We start from the raw sequence: 15,307 nt of genomic DNA, 5'->3' as shown, positions 1-15,307 counted from the left end.
GGGGGCTTCGCGCCCCCTAGACTCGGCACCGTGAGTGACAACGAGCTGGGCGCCTACCTGCGCGCACGCCGGGAGGCGACCAGGGTCGCCGACGTCGGCCAGCCCGGCGGCCCGCGCCGGCGCACCCCGGGGCTGCGCAGGTCGGAGCTGGCCACCGTGGCGGGGGTGAGCGTCGAATACCTGACCAGGCTGGAGCAGGGCCGCGACCGCAACCCGTCGGTGGCGGTGCTCGCCTCGCTCGCCGAAGCCCTGCGCCTGACGCCGCAGGAGCGGATCTACCTGCGTCACCTGGCCAAGGTGGCCGGCGGCGGCCTCGCGCTCTGCCCGGCGGGGGCCCAGGCGCCCCACAGCACCGTGCGGCCCACCGTGCGGGCGCTGCTCGACCGGCTCGAACCCGCCCCCGCGGCGCTGCTCAACCGGCTGGGCGACGTGCTCGCCCACACCACCGGCTTCGAGCGGCTGCACGCTCCCACCGGCCTGCTGGAGCACGACGTGCCCAATCTGACCCGCTTCGTCTTCACCGACGCGCGGGCCAGGACCGCCTACCCCGACTGGGACCGGGTCGCCGACGAGCACGCCGCCATGCTGAAGTACGAGGCCGGCGCCGACGACCCCTGGGCGGCCGAGCTGTTCGACGAGCTGTCCTTCGTGGCGGGGGAGTCCTTCACCGGGCGTCTTGCCGCCACGCCCGGGCCGCCGGTGCCGGACGACGTGCAGCGCTTCGCGCATCCGGAGGCCGGCGAGCTGCGGCTGGCCAGGGAGCAGCTCGACCTGACAGGGTCGGAGCAGCGCATCGTGGTCTACCTGCCCGCCGACGCCGCCACCGGCGCCGCGCTCGACCGGCTCACGCGCGGCGCAGCGAGCGGGTCAGACCGGCGGCGATCGTCGTGGCCAGCACCCAGCCCGCCGCGATCAGCCCGTACGCCAGCCACTGCGTCCCACCACCCGGGTTGAACGCCTTCTCCTGGCCGAAGTCGATGATCGGCAGCAGCAGGTCGAGCGAGTAGACCAGCGCGCTGAACTCCGGCGCCTCACCCGCTTTCAGCGGCGGCGGCTCGTTCTGGGCGAACACCAGCGTGCCGAGGCCCAGCAGCGCCAGCAGCCAGCCGGCCGCGCGCAGCGGGCGGAAGCCGTAGCCGACGGTGACGTCCTGGAGGTGCCCCCACAGGCGCGCGTACCAGGGCAGTGACGAGCGGCGCTGCTGCTGGCCGGCCAGCAGCGTGTCACGGGCGTCGGCGTCGCTGCCGAGGCGCCGGTAGAGCGCGGCGAGCTGTTCGTAGGCGTTGGGCAGGTAGCCGTCGATGTCGCGGCCGAGCCAGCCCAGCCGTTCGGCGGCCGGCAGCATGGGTTCGAGCGCCTCGTACGACAGCCCGTCCATGCGTAACTCGTCCGGCCACACGCCGGGGCTGTCGCGCAGCACCCCGATGCGGGCGTGCCGCAGCTCGACCGTGCCCTCGACCGGCTTGGCGGTGTGCAGCGACAGCTCCCGCGTCTCCATCCCGAGGCATTTGAGCGCCACGTCACCGGGCGCCTCCAGCGTGGCCCGCTTGAGGCACAGGCGGCTGCCGATCCTGGCGTTGGTCAGCCGGATGCGCCCGCGCGCCGAGAAGCCGTCGCAGAGGTTGAGCACCTTGCCGACCGTGAGGCCGTTGGCCGACAGCGCCGCGCCGCCCGGGTTGACCAGCGTGGCGCCGTCGAAGTGGACGGGGCCGCTGACGGAGGCGTCGAGCAGGCTGATCTCGCCCTCGGCGATGAGCCCGTCGCGGGCCACGAGGGCGCCGTCGACGACGAGGCCGTCGCCCGCCAGCACGAGGTCACCGGGGTTGCGCAGGTGGGCGCCGTTGAGGTTGAACGAGCGGCTGACGGCGGCAGCCTCGATCCAGACGATGCCCTCCACCTCGGTCAGCGACATGAAGAACCCGCCCTCGGCGTTGAGCCCGCCGGCGCGCACCGCGAGCCGGCCGGGGTTGCGCAGCCGGGAGCCGCGCAGCGAGAGCGGCCCGCCGACCCGGGCGAAGCGCAGGCTGAACTCGCCGTCCACCTCGACGTCCCTGGCGAACAGCGCGACCTGCACGACCAGATTGGACCCGCCGAACGCCACTCCGCCCGGCGCCCGCAGGCGCGCGCCGTCGAGCTGGACCGCGCCGCCGATGTTGGCCGCGGTGAGCAGGATCTCGCCGTCGCAGCGGAAGCCGTCCTCGGCGCGCAGGCTGGCGCCGAGATCGAGGTGCTCGGCGTTGAGCGCGGTGCCGCCGGGGTGGTCGAGGCGGGCGCCGTTGAGCGTGAGGTTGCCGTTGATCCGGGCGCCCGGCAGGCGCAACTCGCCGCGTACGTGGCAGCCGACCAGCCGCAGGTTTCCCTCGACCTGGATGTTGGAGGCGATCAGGCCGGGCAGGTGGGAGCCGGCGAAGCTGAGGAAGCGGGTGCGGGCCTGGTAGAGGTCGGGGACCTCGTCGAACGCGCAGTCGTGCAGGATGACCGGGAAGTCGATCTCGCCGAACGCCAGCTTGAGCGTGCCGGTGATGCGCGCCCCGGTCAGGCGCAGGCCGGGTTTGTCGGCGGGCTCGCTGTATTCGGCCAGCAGCAGCCGTTCCAGCACCTCCGCGCGGATCTCGCGCCCGGAGCCCCAGGAGGCGGCGCCGGCGGGGGAGTCGCGGGCGGGGTCGCCCGAGCGCAGGTCGACCTTGGCGCCGCGGGCCACGGCGGCGGAGACGGCCTGCTCGGCGGGGGTGAGTTCGGCGTTCGGCAAGAGGTGTCCCGGGGGGTGGGGGTCAGTCTCGTACGTCAAACCCTAGAGCCCCGGCCACCACGGTCGCCTGGAACGGGTCGATGATCGCGCCCTTGATCGTGACCTCGCGCGGGTCGAGCGCGCTCAGATCGCTGCCGCGCAGATCGCATCCGGTGAGGTCGGCCTCGCGCAGCCACGCGCCGGACAGGTCGCAGCGCCGCAGCTCGGCGCCCGACAGCCGGGCCGCCGACAGGTCGGCCTCGCGCAGCCGGGTGCCGTGGAAGGCGCTGCCGCGCAGGTCGGCGCCGGGCAGGGCGACGTAGGACCAGTCGCCGCCGGACACCTTGAGCAGCCCGTAGGTGCAGCCGTCGAACACGCAGCCGGTCAGCTTGCAGCCCGTGAACGTGGCGTCGAAGAACGAGCAGCGGGAGAACACGCAGTTGAGGAAGCGCGCGTCCTCGTGGACCGAGACGTTGAAGCGCACGTTTCTGAACTGGCACTCCTCGAAGGAGGAGCCGTGGTCGGACAGCTCGGTCAGGTCCACGTCCTGGAACAGCACCCGGCGATGATTCTCGCCGGAGATGTCGAGGCTGTCCCAGTCAGCGGACCTGATCGTCCGCTCCACCGGGGGTGCGGGAACGCCGAGCCTGCGGTCTGTCATGCGAACAAACTAGCGGATCGGCGCTCCCGCGTCAGGCCGCCCGGTTGGCGATGGAGGTGATGAGCGGCTGCACCAGCTTGGCCGCCAGCGGGCCGAACGCCGCCAGGATGAGCACGTACGCCGCCGCCAGCGCTCCCAGGTCGGGATGCACGCCCGCGCCCACCGCGAGACCGGCGATGACGATGTTGAACTCACCGCGCGGGATGAGCGCGATGCCCGCCCGCGCCTGGCCGGCCTTGGCGATGCCCGCCTGTTTGGCCGCGTACATACCGGTCAGCAGCTTGGTGATCATGCTGATCAGGGCCAGCAGCGCGGCCAGGCCCGCGACCGGGAGGATCTTCGCCGGATCGGTCTGGAAGCCGAAGAAGACGAAGAACACGGCCGCGAACAGGTCGCGCAGCGGCGCCAGCAGCGCCTGCGCGTCCTCGGCCAGCTCGCCCGACAGCGCGATGCCGACCAGGAACGCGCCCACCGCCGCCGAGACCTGCAGCTGCTGGGCCAGACCGGCGACCAGCAGGGCCAGGCCGACGACCTTGAGCAGCAGCACCTCGGAGTTGGGGCTGGACACGAACGCCTCGATGAAGCGCCCGAAACGCAGCGCCACGATCAGCACGACGCTCACGGTGAGCAGCGCGATGCCGACGGAGATGGCCCCGCTGAGCAGGCTCAGCCCGGCCAGCATGGTCGTCAGGACCGGCAGGTAGATCGCCATCGTGAGGTCTTCGAAGACCAGCAGCGAAAGGACGGTCGGTGTCTCCCGGTTACCGATCCACCCCAGGTCGGACAGCACCTTGGCGGTGATGCCCGACGAGGTGGCGTAGGTGACGCCGGCCATGGCCACGGCGGCGACCGGCCCCCAGCCGAGCAGCAGCGCGCAGGCGGCGCCGGGGGCGGCGTTGAGCACCAGGTCCACGATGCCGGCCCTGGCGTTGCTCTTGAGGCTGGTGACCAGCTCGTCGGCGTTGTACTCGAGGCCCAGCGTGAGGAGCAGCAGCACCACGCCCAGCTCGGCGCCGACCGAGATGAACTCCTCGCTCGTGGCCAGCGGCAGCACGCCGCCGGTGCCGAACGCCAGGCCGGCGATCAGGTAGAGCGGGATGGGGGAGATTCCGCCGCGCAGTGCCAGGGCGCCCAGGACGCCGAGACCGAGAAGAACGGCACCGAATTCGAGAAAGATGATCGCGGTTTCGTGCACCCGCGGCCCTATCCTTCGGCCAGAATGCCGGCGACCTCGGCCGTGCTGTCCTCGCTGCCGACGACGACCACGACATCACCGACGCGGAAGGTGAAGTCAGGGCCGGGGCTGGCGAAGACCTGCCCGCTCCTGACGACGGCCACGATCGAGGCGCTCGTCCGGGTCCGCACGCGCGCGTCGCCCATGGGACGGCCCGCGTAGGGGGAGCCGTCGGGGATGGGGAGCTGCACGCTGACCAGGCCCTCGACCTGCTGGTGCAGCTGGTTGAGCCGCTGCACGATGCGAGGGGCGCCGAGGAGCTCGGCCAGGGCGTCGGCCTCCTCGTCGTTGAGCTTGACCATCTGACAGACCGAATCCGGGTCATCCTTGTCGTAGATGACCAGATCCCGGCGTCCGGTGCGATGAGACACGACGCCCACCCGCTGTCCCTTACGGGTAAGGAAGTCATGTTTCAAGCCGATTCCCGGCAACGCTGTCTGTTCGACCTCCACCTATCCCACCCGTCCAAACTCGAACATTTCTGGACAACCTTACCAACGGCTTACTTTGCGGTGGTCCATGGCTTATGGCCGTCCGGTCACGCTTTGCGGGTTCGGTGGGAAGGCTCCGGGTTTTACCGGGGAGAAGCCGGTCAGGCGCCGCCGATCAGGGCGTGGGCCTGGCAGGCGATCTCCCACTCCTCGTCGGTCGGGACGACCAGCACCGCCACCCGCGCGTCCGGCGGCGAGACCGCCCGCTCCGCCCGCGAGGCCGCCGCGTTCAGCTCCTGGTCCACCTCGATGCCCAGGCGCTCCAGCCCGGCCAGCGACTCGGCCCGGGTGGTGGCGTCGTGCTCGCCCACCCCGCCGGTGAAGACGATCGCGTCCAGGCGGCCGAGCAGGGCGTAGTAGGCCCCGACGTACTTGCGGATGCGGCGGGTGTAGACGTCGAGGGCCAGCCTGGCCTCGTCGTCGTCGCGGGCGCGTACCTCCCGCATGTCCATGGTCCCGGCGAGCGCGAGCAGGCCGCCCTGGTAACCGAGCGCGTCCTCCACCCGCCGGGCGTCCATCCCGTCCACCCGGGCGAGGTAGCCGCCGAGCGCGGGGTCCACGTCGCCCGAGCGCGTCCCCATGACCAGCCCCTCCAGCGGGGTCAGGCCCATGGAGGTGTCGACGCTGCGGCCGGCGGAGACCGCGGTGGCGCTCGCGCCGTTGCCGAGGTGCAGCACGATCAGGTTGAGATCGGCCAGGTCACGGCCCAGGACGGCGGCGGCGCGGCGGGAGACGTACGCGCACGAGGTGCCGTGGAAGCCGAAACGGCGCACGCCGAGCCGCTCGCGCCAGTCGCGCGGCACCGCGTACGTGTACGCCTCGGGCGGCAGCGTGCGATGGAACGCCGTGTCGAAGACCGCCACCTGCGGGACACCGGGGAACGCCGCCCGCGCCACGCGTACGCCGGCCAGGTTGACCGGATTGTGCAGCGGCGCGAGCGGCGCCAGCTCCTCGACGGCGGCGATCACGTCGTCGTCGATGAGCACCGCCTCCGTGAAGCGCTCGCCGCCGTGCACGATGCGGTGCCCGACCGCGACGGGGTCGAGCCGAGGCCCCTCGCGCGCGAACGCGTCCATGACCGCGGCCAGCCCCTCCTCGTGCGTGGCGAAGCGCTCAGCCCGCTCGCACGGCGGCCCGGCGCCCGCGTGGTGCTCCAGCCGCCCGGATTCCTCACCGATGCGCTCCACCAGGCCGCGGGCCGGGCGTTCGCCCGTGCCCATGTCCACGAGCTCGTACTTGATCGAGGAGGAGCCCGTGTTCAGGACGAGGATGCGCCCGGCCATGTCCACGACCTGATGTCCGCCGGGTCCTCGCCGTGGTCCCGCGTGTAGACGCGGGCCCGCAGCCGCTCGTCGCTCATGTGCTGGCGCAGGTGCGCGGCCTTGGAGCCGAGCCCGGGAACCCGGTCGACGACGTCCATGACGAGGTGGAAGCGGTCGATGTCGTTGAGCATGCACATGTCGAACGGCGTCGTCGTGGTGCCCTCCTCCTTGTAACCGCGCACATGGATGTTGGCGTGACCGTTGCGGCGGTAGGTGAGCTGGTGGATGAGCGACGGATAGCCGTGGAAGTTGAAGATGACCGGCCTGTCCCGGGTGAACAGGGTGTCGAACTCGGCGTCCGACATGCCGTGCGGATGCTCCGTGGGCGGCTGCAGGCGCATGAGGTCCACCACGTTGAGGACGCGTACCCGCAGCTCCGGCAGGTGCTCGCGAAGCAGCGCGGCGGCGGCCAGCGTCTCCAGGGTGGGCACGTCACCGGCGCAGGCCAGCACCACGTCCGGCTCCGCGCCCTGGTCGGTGGAGGCCCACGGCAGGATGCCGAGCCCGCGCGTGTTGTGCGCGATGGCCTCCTCCATCGTGAACAGGTCCAGCACCGGCTGCTTGCCGGCCACGATCACGTTGACGTAGTCGCGCGAGCGCAGGCAGTGGTCGCCGACCGAGAGCAGCGTGTTGGCGTCCGGCGGCAGGTAGACCCGCACCACCGACGCCTTCTTGTTCACCACCACGTCGAGGAAGCCGGGATCCTGGTGGCTGAAGCCGTTGTGGTCCTGCCGCCACACGTGCGACGACAGCAGGTACGTCAGCGACGCCACCGGCCGCCGCCACGGGATCTTCTGCGACGACTCCAGCCACTTGGCGTGCTGGTTGAACATCGCGTCGATGATGTGGATGAACGCCTCGTAACAGTTGAACAGACCGTGCCGCCCGGTCAGCAGGTAGCCCTCCAGCCAGCCCTGGCACAGGTGCTCGCTCAGCACCTCCATGACCCGGCCGCCCGGCCCCAGGTTCTCGTCCGTGGGCAGCGTCTCGGCGTTCCAGGCGCGGTCGGTGACCTCGAACACCTCCGAGAGCCGGTTCGAGGCGGTCTCGTCCGGCCCCATCAGCCGGAACGTCTCCGGGTTCGCGGCGATCACGTCGCGCAGGAACCCGCCCAGCACCCGCGTGGGCTCGCTGGACTGCTCGGCCGGCGCCTTGACCTCGACCGCGAGCCTGCGGAAGTCCGGCAGCCGCAGCGGTTTCAGCAGCTCGCCGCCGTTGGTGTGCGGGTTGGCGCTCATCCTGCGCGGGCCGTCGGGGACCGTGCGCAGGATCTGCTCGACCGGCCGCCCGTCCGCGCCGAACAGCTCCTCCGGCCGGTACGAGCGCATCCACTCCTCCAGCATGGCCAGGTGGGAGGAGTTCTCGCGGACCTTGGCCAGCGGCACCTGGTGCGCCCGCCAGGTGCCCTCCACCGGCTTGCCGTCCACCTCCTTGGGGCCGGTCCAGCCCTTCGGCGTACGCAGGATGATCATCGGCGGCCGCTCGGCGTCGCCCGCCTTGTACGCGGCCATCTCCTCGAACGCCGTGTCGAGGGTGCCGGCCATCTCCTCGTGGTCGGGGCCGACCAGATGAGGGCGGTAGCCGTACCCCTCCATGAGCTTGAGCAGCTCGCCGGTGGGGATGCGGGCCAGGACGGTCGGGTTGGCGATCTTGTAGCCGTTCAGGTGCAGGATGGGCAGCACCATGCCGTCGCGGCGGCGGTCGGTGAACTTGCCGGAGTGCCAGCTCGCGGCCAGCGGGCCGGTCTCGGCCTCGCCGTCGCCGATGACGCAGGCCACCACCAGGTCGGGGTTGTCGAAGGCGGCGCCGTACGCGTGCGCGAGCGCGTACCCCAGCTCGCCGCCCTCGTGGATCGATCCGGGCGTCTCCGGCGCCACGTGACTGGGGATGCCGCCGGGGAAGGAGAACTGGCGAAACAGCCGCCGCATGCCCTCCACGTCCTGCGACACGTCCGGATACCGCTCGGAGTACGACCCCTCCAGCCACGCGTGCGCCACGGCCGCGGGCCCGCCGTGGCCGGGGCCCGCGATGTAGATCATGTCCTGGTCCCGTTCGCGGATCACCCGGTTGAGGTGGGCGAAGCAGAAGTTCAGGCCGGGCGTCGTGCCCCAGTGGCCGAGCAGGCGCGGCTTGATGTGCTCCGGCCGCAGCGGCTCGGTGAGCAGCGGATTGTCCAGCAGGTAGATCTGCCCGACGGACAGATAGTTGGCCGCCCGCCAGTACGCGTCTATGTGCTCCATGCCCCTGCTGCTTCCTCCACAGAGCGTGATGAATCCCCCGAAGCGCCGATAAGGTGCCGAACATGGATTTGAGGAGTTCGCGCTGGTACTCGGGGAACGACCGTAACTCCTACATTCACCGGGCCTGGATGCGCCGCGGCCTGCCGCGCGAGGCGTTCGAGGGCGGCAAGCCGCACATCGCCATCGCCAACACCGCCTCCGATCTCACCCCGTGCAACTCCCACCTGAACGAGGTGGCCCAGAGCGTCATGAACGGCGTCTGGGAGGCCGGCGGCGTGCCGCTCAACCTGCCCGTCGTCTCCCTCGGCGAGACGAACGTACGCCCGACCGCCATGCTCTGGCGCAACCTGGCCGCCATGGCCACCGAGGAGATGCTGCGCGCCAACCCCATCGACGGCGTCGTGCTGCTCGGCGGCTGCGACAAGACCATCCCGTCGCTGCTCATGGCCGCCGCCTCCGTGGACCTGCCCGCGCTCGTCGTCCCCGGCGGCCCCATGCTGACCGGGCACTTCCGCGGCGCCCCGCTCGGCTGCGGCACCGACGTGTGGCGGCTCAGCGAGGAGGTACGCGCCGGCACCCTCTCCCGCGAGGCGTTCCTGCGCTCCGAGTCCTCCATGATCCGCAGCCGCGGCCACTGCAACACCATGGGCACCGCCTCCACCATGGCCTGCATGGCCGAGGCGCTCGGCATGACCCTGCCCGGCACCGCAGGCACCCCCGCCCCCGACAGCCGGCTGCTGGAGCTCTCCCACGAGAGCGGCCGCCTGGCCGTCGAGCTGGTCGAACGCGGCCGCCGCCCCAGCCAGGTCATGACCAGGGGCTCCTTCCTCAACGCCATCGTCGCCCTGGCCGCCGTCGGCGGCTCGACCAACGCCGTCGTCCACCTGCTGGCCGTGGCCGGCCGGCTCGGCGTCCGGCTCGACCTCGACGACTTCGACCGCACCGGCTCAGGCGTGCCGCTGCTGGCGGACCTGCAGCCGGCCGGACGCCACCTGATGGACGACCTGTTCCGGGCGGGCGGCCTGGCCGCCCTGCTCAAGGAGGTCGAGGACCTGCTGGACCCCGCCGCGATCACCGTCACAGGACGTCCGCTCGTCGAGCACCTCGCCGGGGCCGAGATCTGGGACGAGGACGTCATCCGCCGCCGCTCGAACCCGCTGCTGCCCGACGCCGGCATCGCCGTCCTGCGCGGCAACCTCGCCCCCTCCGGCGCCGTGATCAAGCCCGCCGCCGCCTCGCCCGAGCTGCTGCGCCACCGCGGCAGGGCCGTCGTCTTCGACAGCGTGGAGGACGTGCACGCCCGCCTCGACTCGCCCGACCTCGACGTGGACGAGACCTCCGTGCTGATCCTGCGCGGCTGCGGGCCCAAGGGCTATCCCGGCATGCCCGAGGTCGGCAACCTGCCGCTGCCCGCCAAGCTGCTGGAGAAGGGGGTACGCGACATGGTGCGGATCAGCGACGCGCGCATGAGCGGCACCGCGTACGGGACCGTCGTCCTGCACGCCGCCCCCGAGGCCGCCGCCGGCGGGCCACTGGCCAGGGTGCGCACCGGCGACCCGATCGTGCTCGACGTGGCCGCCCGCCGCCTCGACGTGGACGTCCCCGACGCCGAGCTGGCCGCCAGGGAGCCGGTCATGACCGGGCACGCGCGGCCCGTACGCGGGTGGGAACGCCTCTACGTCGAGCACGTCACCCAGGCCGACCGCGGCGCCGACCTCGACTTCCTGCTCGGCTCCGGCGGCGACCACGTCGGCCGCGAATCCCACTGACCGTTTTTCTCTCAGACCAGGGATCCGAGGAGCTTCAGCTTCTCCGCCGTCTCGCTCTCCGCGTCCGGGTAGTAGAGGACGAGCAGGACGTCCCCCACGGGGAGCTTGTCGCGGTGCAGGCGCAGCTCCCCGAGCGCGGGATGGTTGACCGTGGTGCTGCCGCCCCCGAGCGTTCTGACGTCGTGGCGCGCCCACAGCTTCCGGAAACGTCCGCTGGCCAGGGAGAGCTCGCCCACGAGCTCGACCGAGCGGGCGTCGTGGTCATCGGCGCCGTCGCCGGCGATCTGGCGGAACGCGGCCACGATGCCCGCCGCGGCCGCCTCCCAGTCCTGGTGGAACGCCTGCTCCTCCGGGTCGAGCAGGAGCGAGCGCAGCCGGTTCTCGCCCGGCCTCAGCCGCGGCGAGAGCGCCGTGGCCAGCGCGTTGGCGGCCAGGACGTCGAACGTGCGGCTCTCCACGAAGGCGGGCACCCCCACCACCGCGAGGAGGTGGTGCAGCCGCGCAGGGACCCGCGGTGGCGGTCTGCGCCGCCTGGGACGCCGGGGCGCGGCGGCGGCTCCGGCGAGGTCGTGCAGGTAGCCGCGTTCGACCTCGTCGAGCAGCAGCACGCGGGCGATCGCGTCGAGAACCTGCGGGGACGGGCGGGTGTCGCGGCCTCGTTCCAGCCGCAGGTAGTAGTCGGCGCTGATCCCGGCCAGCATCGCCACCTCCTCCCTGCGCAGGCCGGGCACCCGGCGCACCCCTCCTGCGGGGATGCCGGCCTGTTCGGGGGAGACGAGGTCGCGCCGGGCCCGCAGGTAGGCGCCCAGCCGGTTCGTCCCAGAGCTGCTCGCGGGCATGACCGTCAGTGCCGGGCCCGGCCGGGGAGCGTGGCCAGCGCCTGGGAGCGCTGGGCGACGAGGTCGTCGTAGGTGCCGTCGCGCTCCGCCCAGCGGTGCATGAGGACGCCCCGTACGAGGATCTCGTCCGGCGTCGGGTCCTGGCCCAGCAGGTCCATGACCTCCGCGCCGAAGTCGTCCAGGGCCAGGGCGCTCGGGCTGGCGCCGCCCATGCCGGTCGCGACCGCCGGCGGGACCAGTTCGGCGACCTCGACCCCGGTGCCGGCCAGCTGCGCCCGCAACGCCTCGCTGTAGGCGTGCACCGCCGCCTTCGACGCCGCGTACGTCGGCATCACGGGGAAGGGCAGGAAGCCGATTCCGGAGCTGACCGTGACGATCGTCCCGGCGCCGCGCGCGACCAGGTGCGGAGTGAACGCGTCGATCACCCGGACGGTGCCCAGGAAGTTGACGTCCATGATCGCCTCGGTCGCCGTGAAGTGCGCCGGGTCGCGCAGCTCCTCCGGCAGCCCGATGCCGGCCATCGTCACCACCGTGTCCAGATCCGGGTGCGTGCCGAGCACCTGGTCACGGGCGCGGGCGACAGACCCGGCGTCGGTCACGTCGATCTCGGCCGTCCCGAAGCCCTCGCCGGCCAGCCGCGCGAGCACGTCCCCGTGCCGCCCGCCGACGACGACGGCGCTGCCGGCCCGGAGAAAGCGGCGTGACAGCTCCAGCCCGATGCCCGAGGTGCCACCGATCATGAAAACAGTACGTGAGGAAATGTCCATGTCTTCGAAGGTAAGACCGGAACCGCACTGCTGAGGGGGCCCTGTCAGACCCCTGGACAGGGCGCCGGCCCCCATCTGCTCCGGCGCGCACGGCCGGCAAAAGAGATGCTTGCTCAAGACTCGGCTCCGCCATGCGCGGAATCAACCACGGCGGGTACACGGTTACGGGACGATGGGGCCAGGCATGATCGGCTTGGCGACGCGAGGAGGAAACACGTGAACGGCGACATCACCCAGACCCCGGAGTGGGCGGCCCTGGGCAAGCACCAGGAAGAGCTGGCCGGCCGGCAGCTGCGCGAGCTGTTCGCGCAGGACCCGGGCAGGGCCGGGCGCATGACGGTGACCGCCGGCGACCTCTACCTCGACTACTCCAAGCACCGTGCGACCGACGAGACCCTCGGCCTGCTGACGGCCCTGGCCGAGCGGGCGGGGCTGCGTGAGCGGATCGCGGCCATGTTCGGCGGCGAGCACATCAACGTCAGCGAGGACCGCGCCGTCCTGCACGTCGCGCTGCGCCTGCCGCGCGAGGCCGAGCTCGTCGTCGACGGCCAGGACGTCGTGGCCGACGTGCACGCCGTGCTCGACAAGATGAGCGACTTCGCCGGCCGGGTCAGGTCCAAGGAGTGGAAGGGCGCCACCGGCAGGCCGATCGAGACCATCGTCAACATCGGCATCGGCGGCTCCGACCTCGGCCCCGCCATGGCCTACGAAGCGCTGCGCGACTACGCCGACGCCGGCGTCACGGCCCGCTTCGTCTCCAACATCGACCCGGCCGACATCACCGGCAACCTGGCCGGCCTCGACCCCGCGACCACGCTGTTCGTGATCAGCTCCAAGACCTTCACCACCCTGGAGACGCTCACCAACGCCAGGGTCGCCCGCCGCTGGCTGGTCGACGCGCTCGGCGAGGAGGCCGTCTCCCGCCACTTCGTGGCCGTCTCCACCAACGCCGCCAAGGTCGCCGAGTTCGGCATCGACACCGCCAACATGTTCGGCTTCTGGGACTGGGTGGGCGGCCGCTACTCCTACGACGGAGCCATCGGCCTGTCGCTGATGGTCGCGATCGGGCCCGAGCGCTTCCGCGAGATGCTGGCCGGCTTCCACACCATCGACGAGCATTTCCGCACGGCCCCGTTCGAGGCCAACATGCCGGTGCTGATGGCCCTGCTCGGCGTCTGGTACTCCGACTTCTTCGGCGCCGAGACCCGCGCAGTGCTGCCCTACAGCCAGCGGCTGCACCGCTTCCCCGCCTACCTGCAGCAGCTCACGATGGAGTCCAACGGCAAGTCCGTGCGCGCCGACGGCGCCCCCGTCACCACCGACACCGGCGAGATCTTCTGGGGCGAGCCCGGCACCAACGGGCAGCACGCCTTCTACCAGCTCCTGCACCAGGGCACCCGGCTGGTCCCGGCCGACTTCATCGGCTTCGCCGAGCCCCACGAAGACCGCGAGGGCATGCACGACCAGCTCACCGCCAACCTGCTGGCCCAGACCACGGCGCTGGCGTTCGGCAAGACCGCCGAGGAGATCGCGGCCGAGGGCACCCCGCCGGAGATCGTGCCGCACAAGGTGATGCCGGGCAACCGCCCCACCTCCACCATCCTGGCCACCAAGCTCACCCCCGCCACGCTGGGCCAGCTCGTCGCCCTCTACGAGCACATCGTCTTCGTCGAGGGCACGATCTGGGGCGTCGACTCCTTCGACCAGTGGGGCGTCGAGCTGGGCAAGAAGATGGCGCTCGACCTCGCGCCCGCGCTGACCGCGGACGAGCCGCCCGCCACCTTCCCCGACCCGTCCACCGAGCAGCTCGTCCGCCGATACCGGCAGTTGCGCGGAAGGCGCGCCTGAGATGCGGCCCGACACGACGCGGGCCGGCGCGCTGGTGCTGTTCGGCATCACCGGCGACCTCGCGCGCAAGATGTTGCTGCCCGCCCTCTACCACCTGACCGCCGACGGCCGGTTCGACCTGCCGATCATCGGCGTGGCCAAGACCGACATGGGCCTCGACGGGCTGCGCGAGTTCGCCCGCACCGCCTGCGGCGGCGTTCACGACGCGGCCTTCGACAAGCTGGCCGGCAACCTGCGCCTGGTCTCCGGCGACTACCGCGACCCGGCCACGTTCGCCCGCCTGCGCGAGGAGACCGAGGGCAAGGGCTTCCTCGTCCACTACCTCGCCGTGCCCCCGGCGCTGTTCTCCGCCGTGGCCGAGGGGCTGGCGGGCGAGGGGCTCAACCGCGACGCCCGGCTCGTGGTGGAGAAGCCGTTCGGCCACGACCTCGCCTCGGCCCGCGAGCTCAACGGCGAGCTGCTCAAGTTCTTCGACGAGGACCATCTGCGCCGGGTCGACCACTTCCTCGGCAAGGAGCCGGTCGAGGACCTCATGGTGTTCCGCTTCGCCAACACGCTGCTCGAACCCATCTGGAACCGGTCCCACATCCGCAGCGTGCAGATCACCATGGCCGAAGACTTCGACGTCCGCGACCGGGGCGGCTTCTACGACGCCAACGGCACCGTCCGCGACGTCGTGCAGAATCACCTGCTGCAGCTCCTCGCCATCCTCGCCATGGACCCGCCGCCCTCCACCGACGCGCGGGCCCAGCTCGACGAGAAGTGGCGGGTGCTGCGCGCCGTCCAGGCCATCGACCCCGCGGACGTCGTACGAGGCCAATACGCCGGCTACCTCGGCACCGACGGCGTGCGCCCCGACTCCACCACCGAGACCTACGTCGCCCTGCGCGCCTACATCGACAACTGGCGCTGGGCCGGCGTGCCCTGGTGCATCCGCTCCGGCAAGGCCCTGCCCGTCACCGACCTGGAGGTGGTGGCCGAGCTGCGCCGACCGCCGGTGACGATGTTCGGCAACGGCCGCGCGCCCGACGCCCCCAACCTCATCCGCTTCCGCCTCCAGCCCGACGCCGGCGTGACGTTCGACCTGCTCGCCAAAGAGCCCGGCAAACAGCACACCCGCCCGGTCCCCGTCAGCGTCGACTTCACCAAGGTGCTCGGGCCGATGGAGGCCGCCTACGAGCGCGTCCTGTCCGACGCCGTCAGCGGCGACCCGCGCAGATTCGCCCGGTTCGACCTGGTGGAGGAGTCGTGGCGGATCGTCCAGCCGGTGCTCGACCTGGCGGAGCGGCCGCTGCCGTACGAGCAGGGCTCCTGGGGCCCCGAACCAGCGGCCGAGATCCCGCCGGGGGGCTGGCACGAGATCTCCACCACCTTCGACTGACCCGGCTCGCCCGCGCTTCCCTCGCGC

Annotated in this window: 12 protein-coding genes; 4 read left to right on the top strand and 8 right to left on the bottom strand. The window is 71.9% G+C overall.

Annotation, left to right across the window (positions count from 1 at the left end; genetic code table 11):
• Positions 1-30 precede the first annotated feature (30 nt).
• On the top strand, positions 31-954 hold the full coding sequence (locus tag ABFX54_RS20140; RefSeq protein WP_346106900.1) for a helix-turn-helix domain-containing protein: 924 nt from the start codon (positions 31-33) through the stop codon (positions 952-954).
• Here the strand turns inward: ABFX54_RS20140 and ABFX54_RS20135 are convergent.
• From ABFX54_RS20135 to ABFX54_RS20110, 6 genes are all read right to left on the bottom strand, one after another.
• Positions 845-2,749 (bottom strand): hypothetical protein, encoded by a 1,905-nt coding sequence (locus ABFX54_RS20135; protein WP_346106898.1) that lies wholly within the window; start codon positions 2,747-2,749, stop codon positions 845-847. The genes ABFX54_RS20140 and ABFX54_RS20135 overlap by 110 nt on opposite strands.
• A gap of 22 nt (positions 2,750-2,771) precedes the next feature.
• Positions 2,772-3,389 (bottom strand): pentapeptide repeat-containing protein, encoded by a 618-nt coding sequence (locus ABFX54_RS20130; RefSeq protein ID WP_346106896.1) that lies wholly within the window; start codon positions 3,387-3,389, stop codon positions 2,772-2,774.
• Positions 3,390-3,420: 31 nt separating this feature from the next.
• Positions 3,421-4,584 carry a cation:proton antiporter gene (locus ABFX54_RS20125; protein ID WP_346106894.1) on the bottom strand — a complete coding sequence of 388 codons (1,164 nt, stop codon included), beginning with the start codon at positions 4,582-4,584 and terminating at the stop codon, positions 3,421-3,423.
• Positions 4,585-4,592: 8 nt separating this feature from the next.
• A complete protein-coding gene (locus tag ABFX54_RS20120; RefSeq protein WP_106237176.1) occupies positions 4,593-5,075 on the bottom strand; it encodes a cation:proton antiporter regulatory subunit in 483 nt (160 codons plus the stop codon).
• 140 nt (positions 5,076-5,215) lie between these two features.
• A complete protein-coding gene (locus ABFX54_RS20115) occupies positions 5,216-6,397 on the bottom strand; it encodes an acetate/propionate family kinase (protein WP_346106891.1) in 1,182 nt (393 codons plus the stop codon).
• Positions 6,373-8,676, bottom strand: coding sequence for a phosphoketolase family protein (locus tag ABFX54_RS20110; protein WP_346106889.1), 2,304 nt, complete (start codon positions 8,674-8,676; stop codon positions 6,373-6,375). The genes ABFX54_RS20115 and ABFX54_RS20110 overlap by 25 nt, the downstream gene beginning before the upstream one ends.
• A gap of 62 nt (positions 8,677-8,738) precedes the next feature.
• Between ABFX54_RS20110 and ABFX54_RS20105 the strand changes: the two genes are divergently transcribed.
• A complete protein-coding gene (locus ABFX54_RS20105; RefSeq protein ID WP_346106887.1) occupies positions 8,739-10,445 on the top strand; it encodes an IlvD/Edd family dehydratase in 1,707 nt (568 codons plus the stop codon).
• Between the two features lie 11 nt (positions 10,446-10,456).
• Here the strand turns inward: ABFX54_RS20105 and ABFX54_RS20100 are convergent, their stop codons facing one another.
• Complete coding sequence (locus ABFX54_RS20100) at positions 10,457-11,284, bottom strand: helix-turn-helix transcriptional regulator (RefSeq protein WP_346106886.1); 828 nt, start codon at positions 11,282-11,284, stop codon at positions 10,457-10,459.
• Between the two features lie 5 nt (positions 11,285-11,289).
• On the bottom strand, positions 11,290-12,024 hold the full coding sequence (locus tag ABFX54_RS20095) for an SDR family oxidoreductase (protein ID WP_346106884.1): 735 nt from the start codon (positions 12,022-12,024) through the stop codon (positions 11,290-11,292).
• A 243-nt stretch (positions 12,025-12,267) separates the two neighbouring features.
• Between ABFX54_RS20095 and pgi the strand changes: the two genes are divergently transcribed.
• Positions 12,268-13,899 carry a glucose-6-phosphate isomerase gene (gene pgi / locus ABFX54_RS20090; RefSeq protein ID WP_346106882.1) on the top strand — a complete coding sequence of 544 codons (1,632 nt, stop codon included), beginning with the start codon at positions 12,268-12,270 and terminating at the stop codon, positions 13,897-13,899.
• Position 13,900: 1 nt separating this feature from the next.
• Positions 13,901-15,280 (top strand): glucose-6-phosphate dehydrogenase, encoded by a 1,380-nt coding sequence (zwf, locus tag ABFX54_RS20085; protein WP_346106880.1) that lies wholly within the window; start codon positions 13,901-13,903, stop codon positions 15,278-15,280.
• The last annotated feature ends 27 nt before the right edge of the window (positions 15,281-15,307 follow it).

Origin of the sequence: Nonomuraea maheshkhaliensis, assembly GCF_039529435.1 — a bacterium.
Lineage (GTDB): Bacteria > Actinomycetota > Actinomycetes > Streptosporangiales > Streptosporangiaceae > Nonomuraea > Nonomuraea maheshkhaliensis.
Note: the sequence above shows the minus strand (reverse complement) of the source record. Positions and strands in the feature narration are given on the sequence as shown.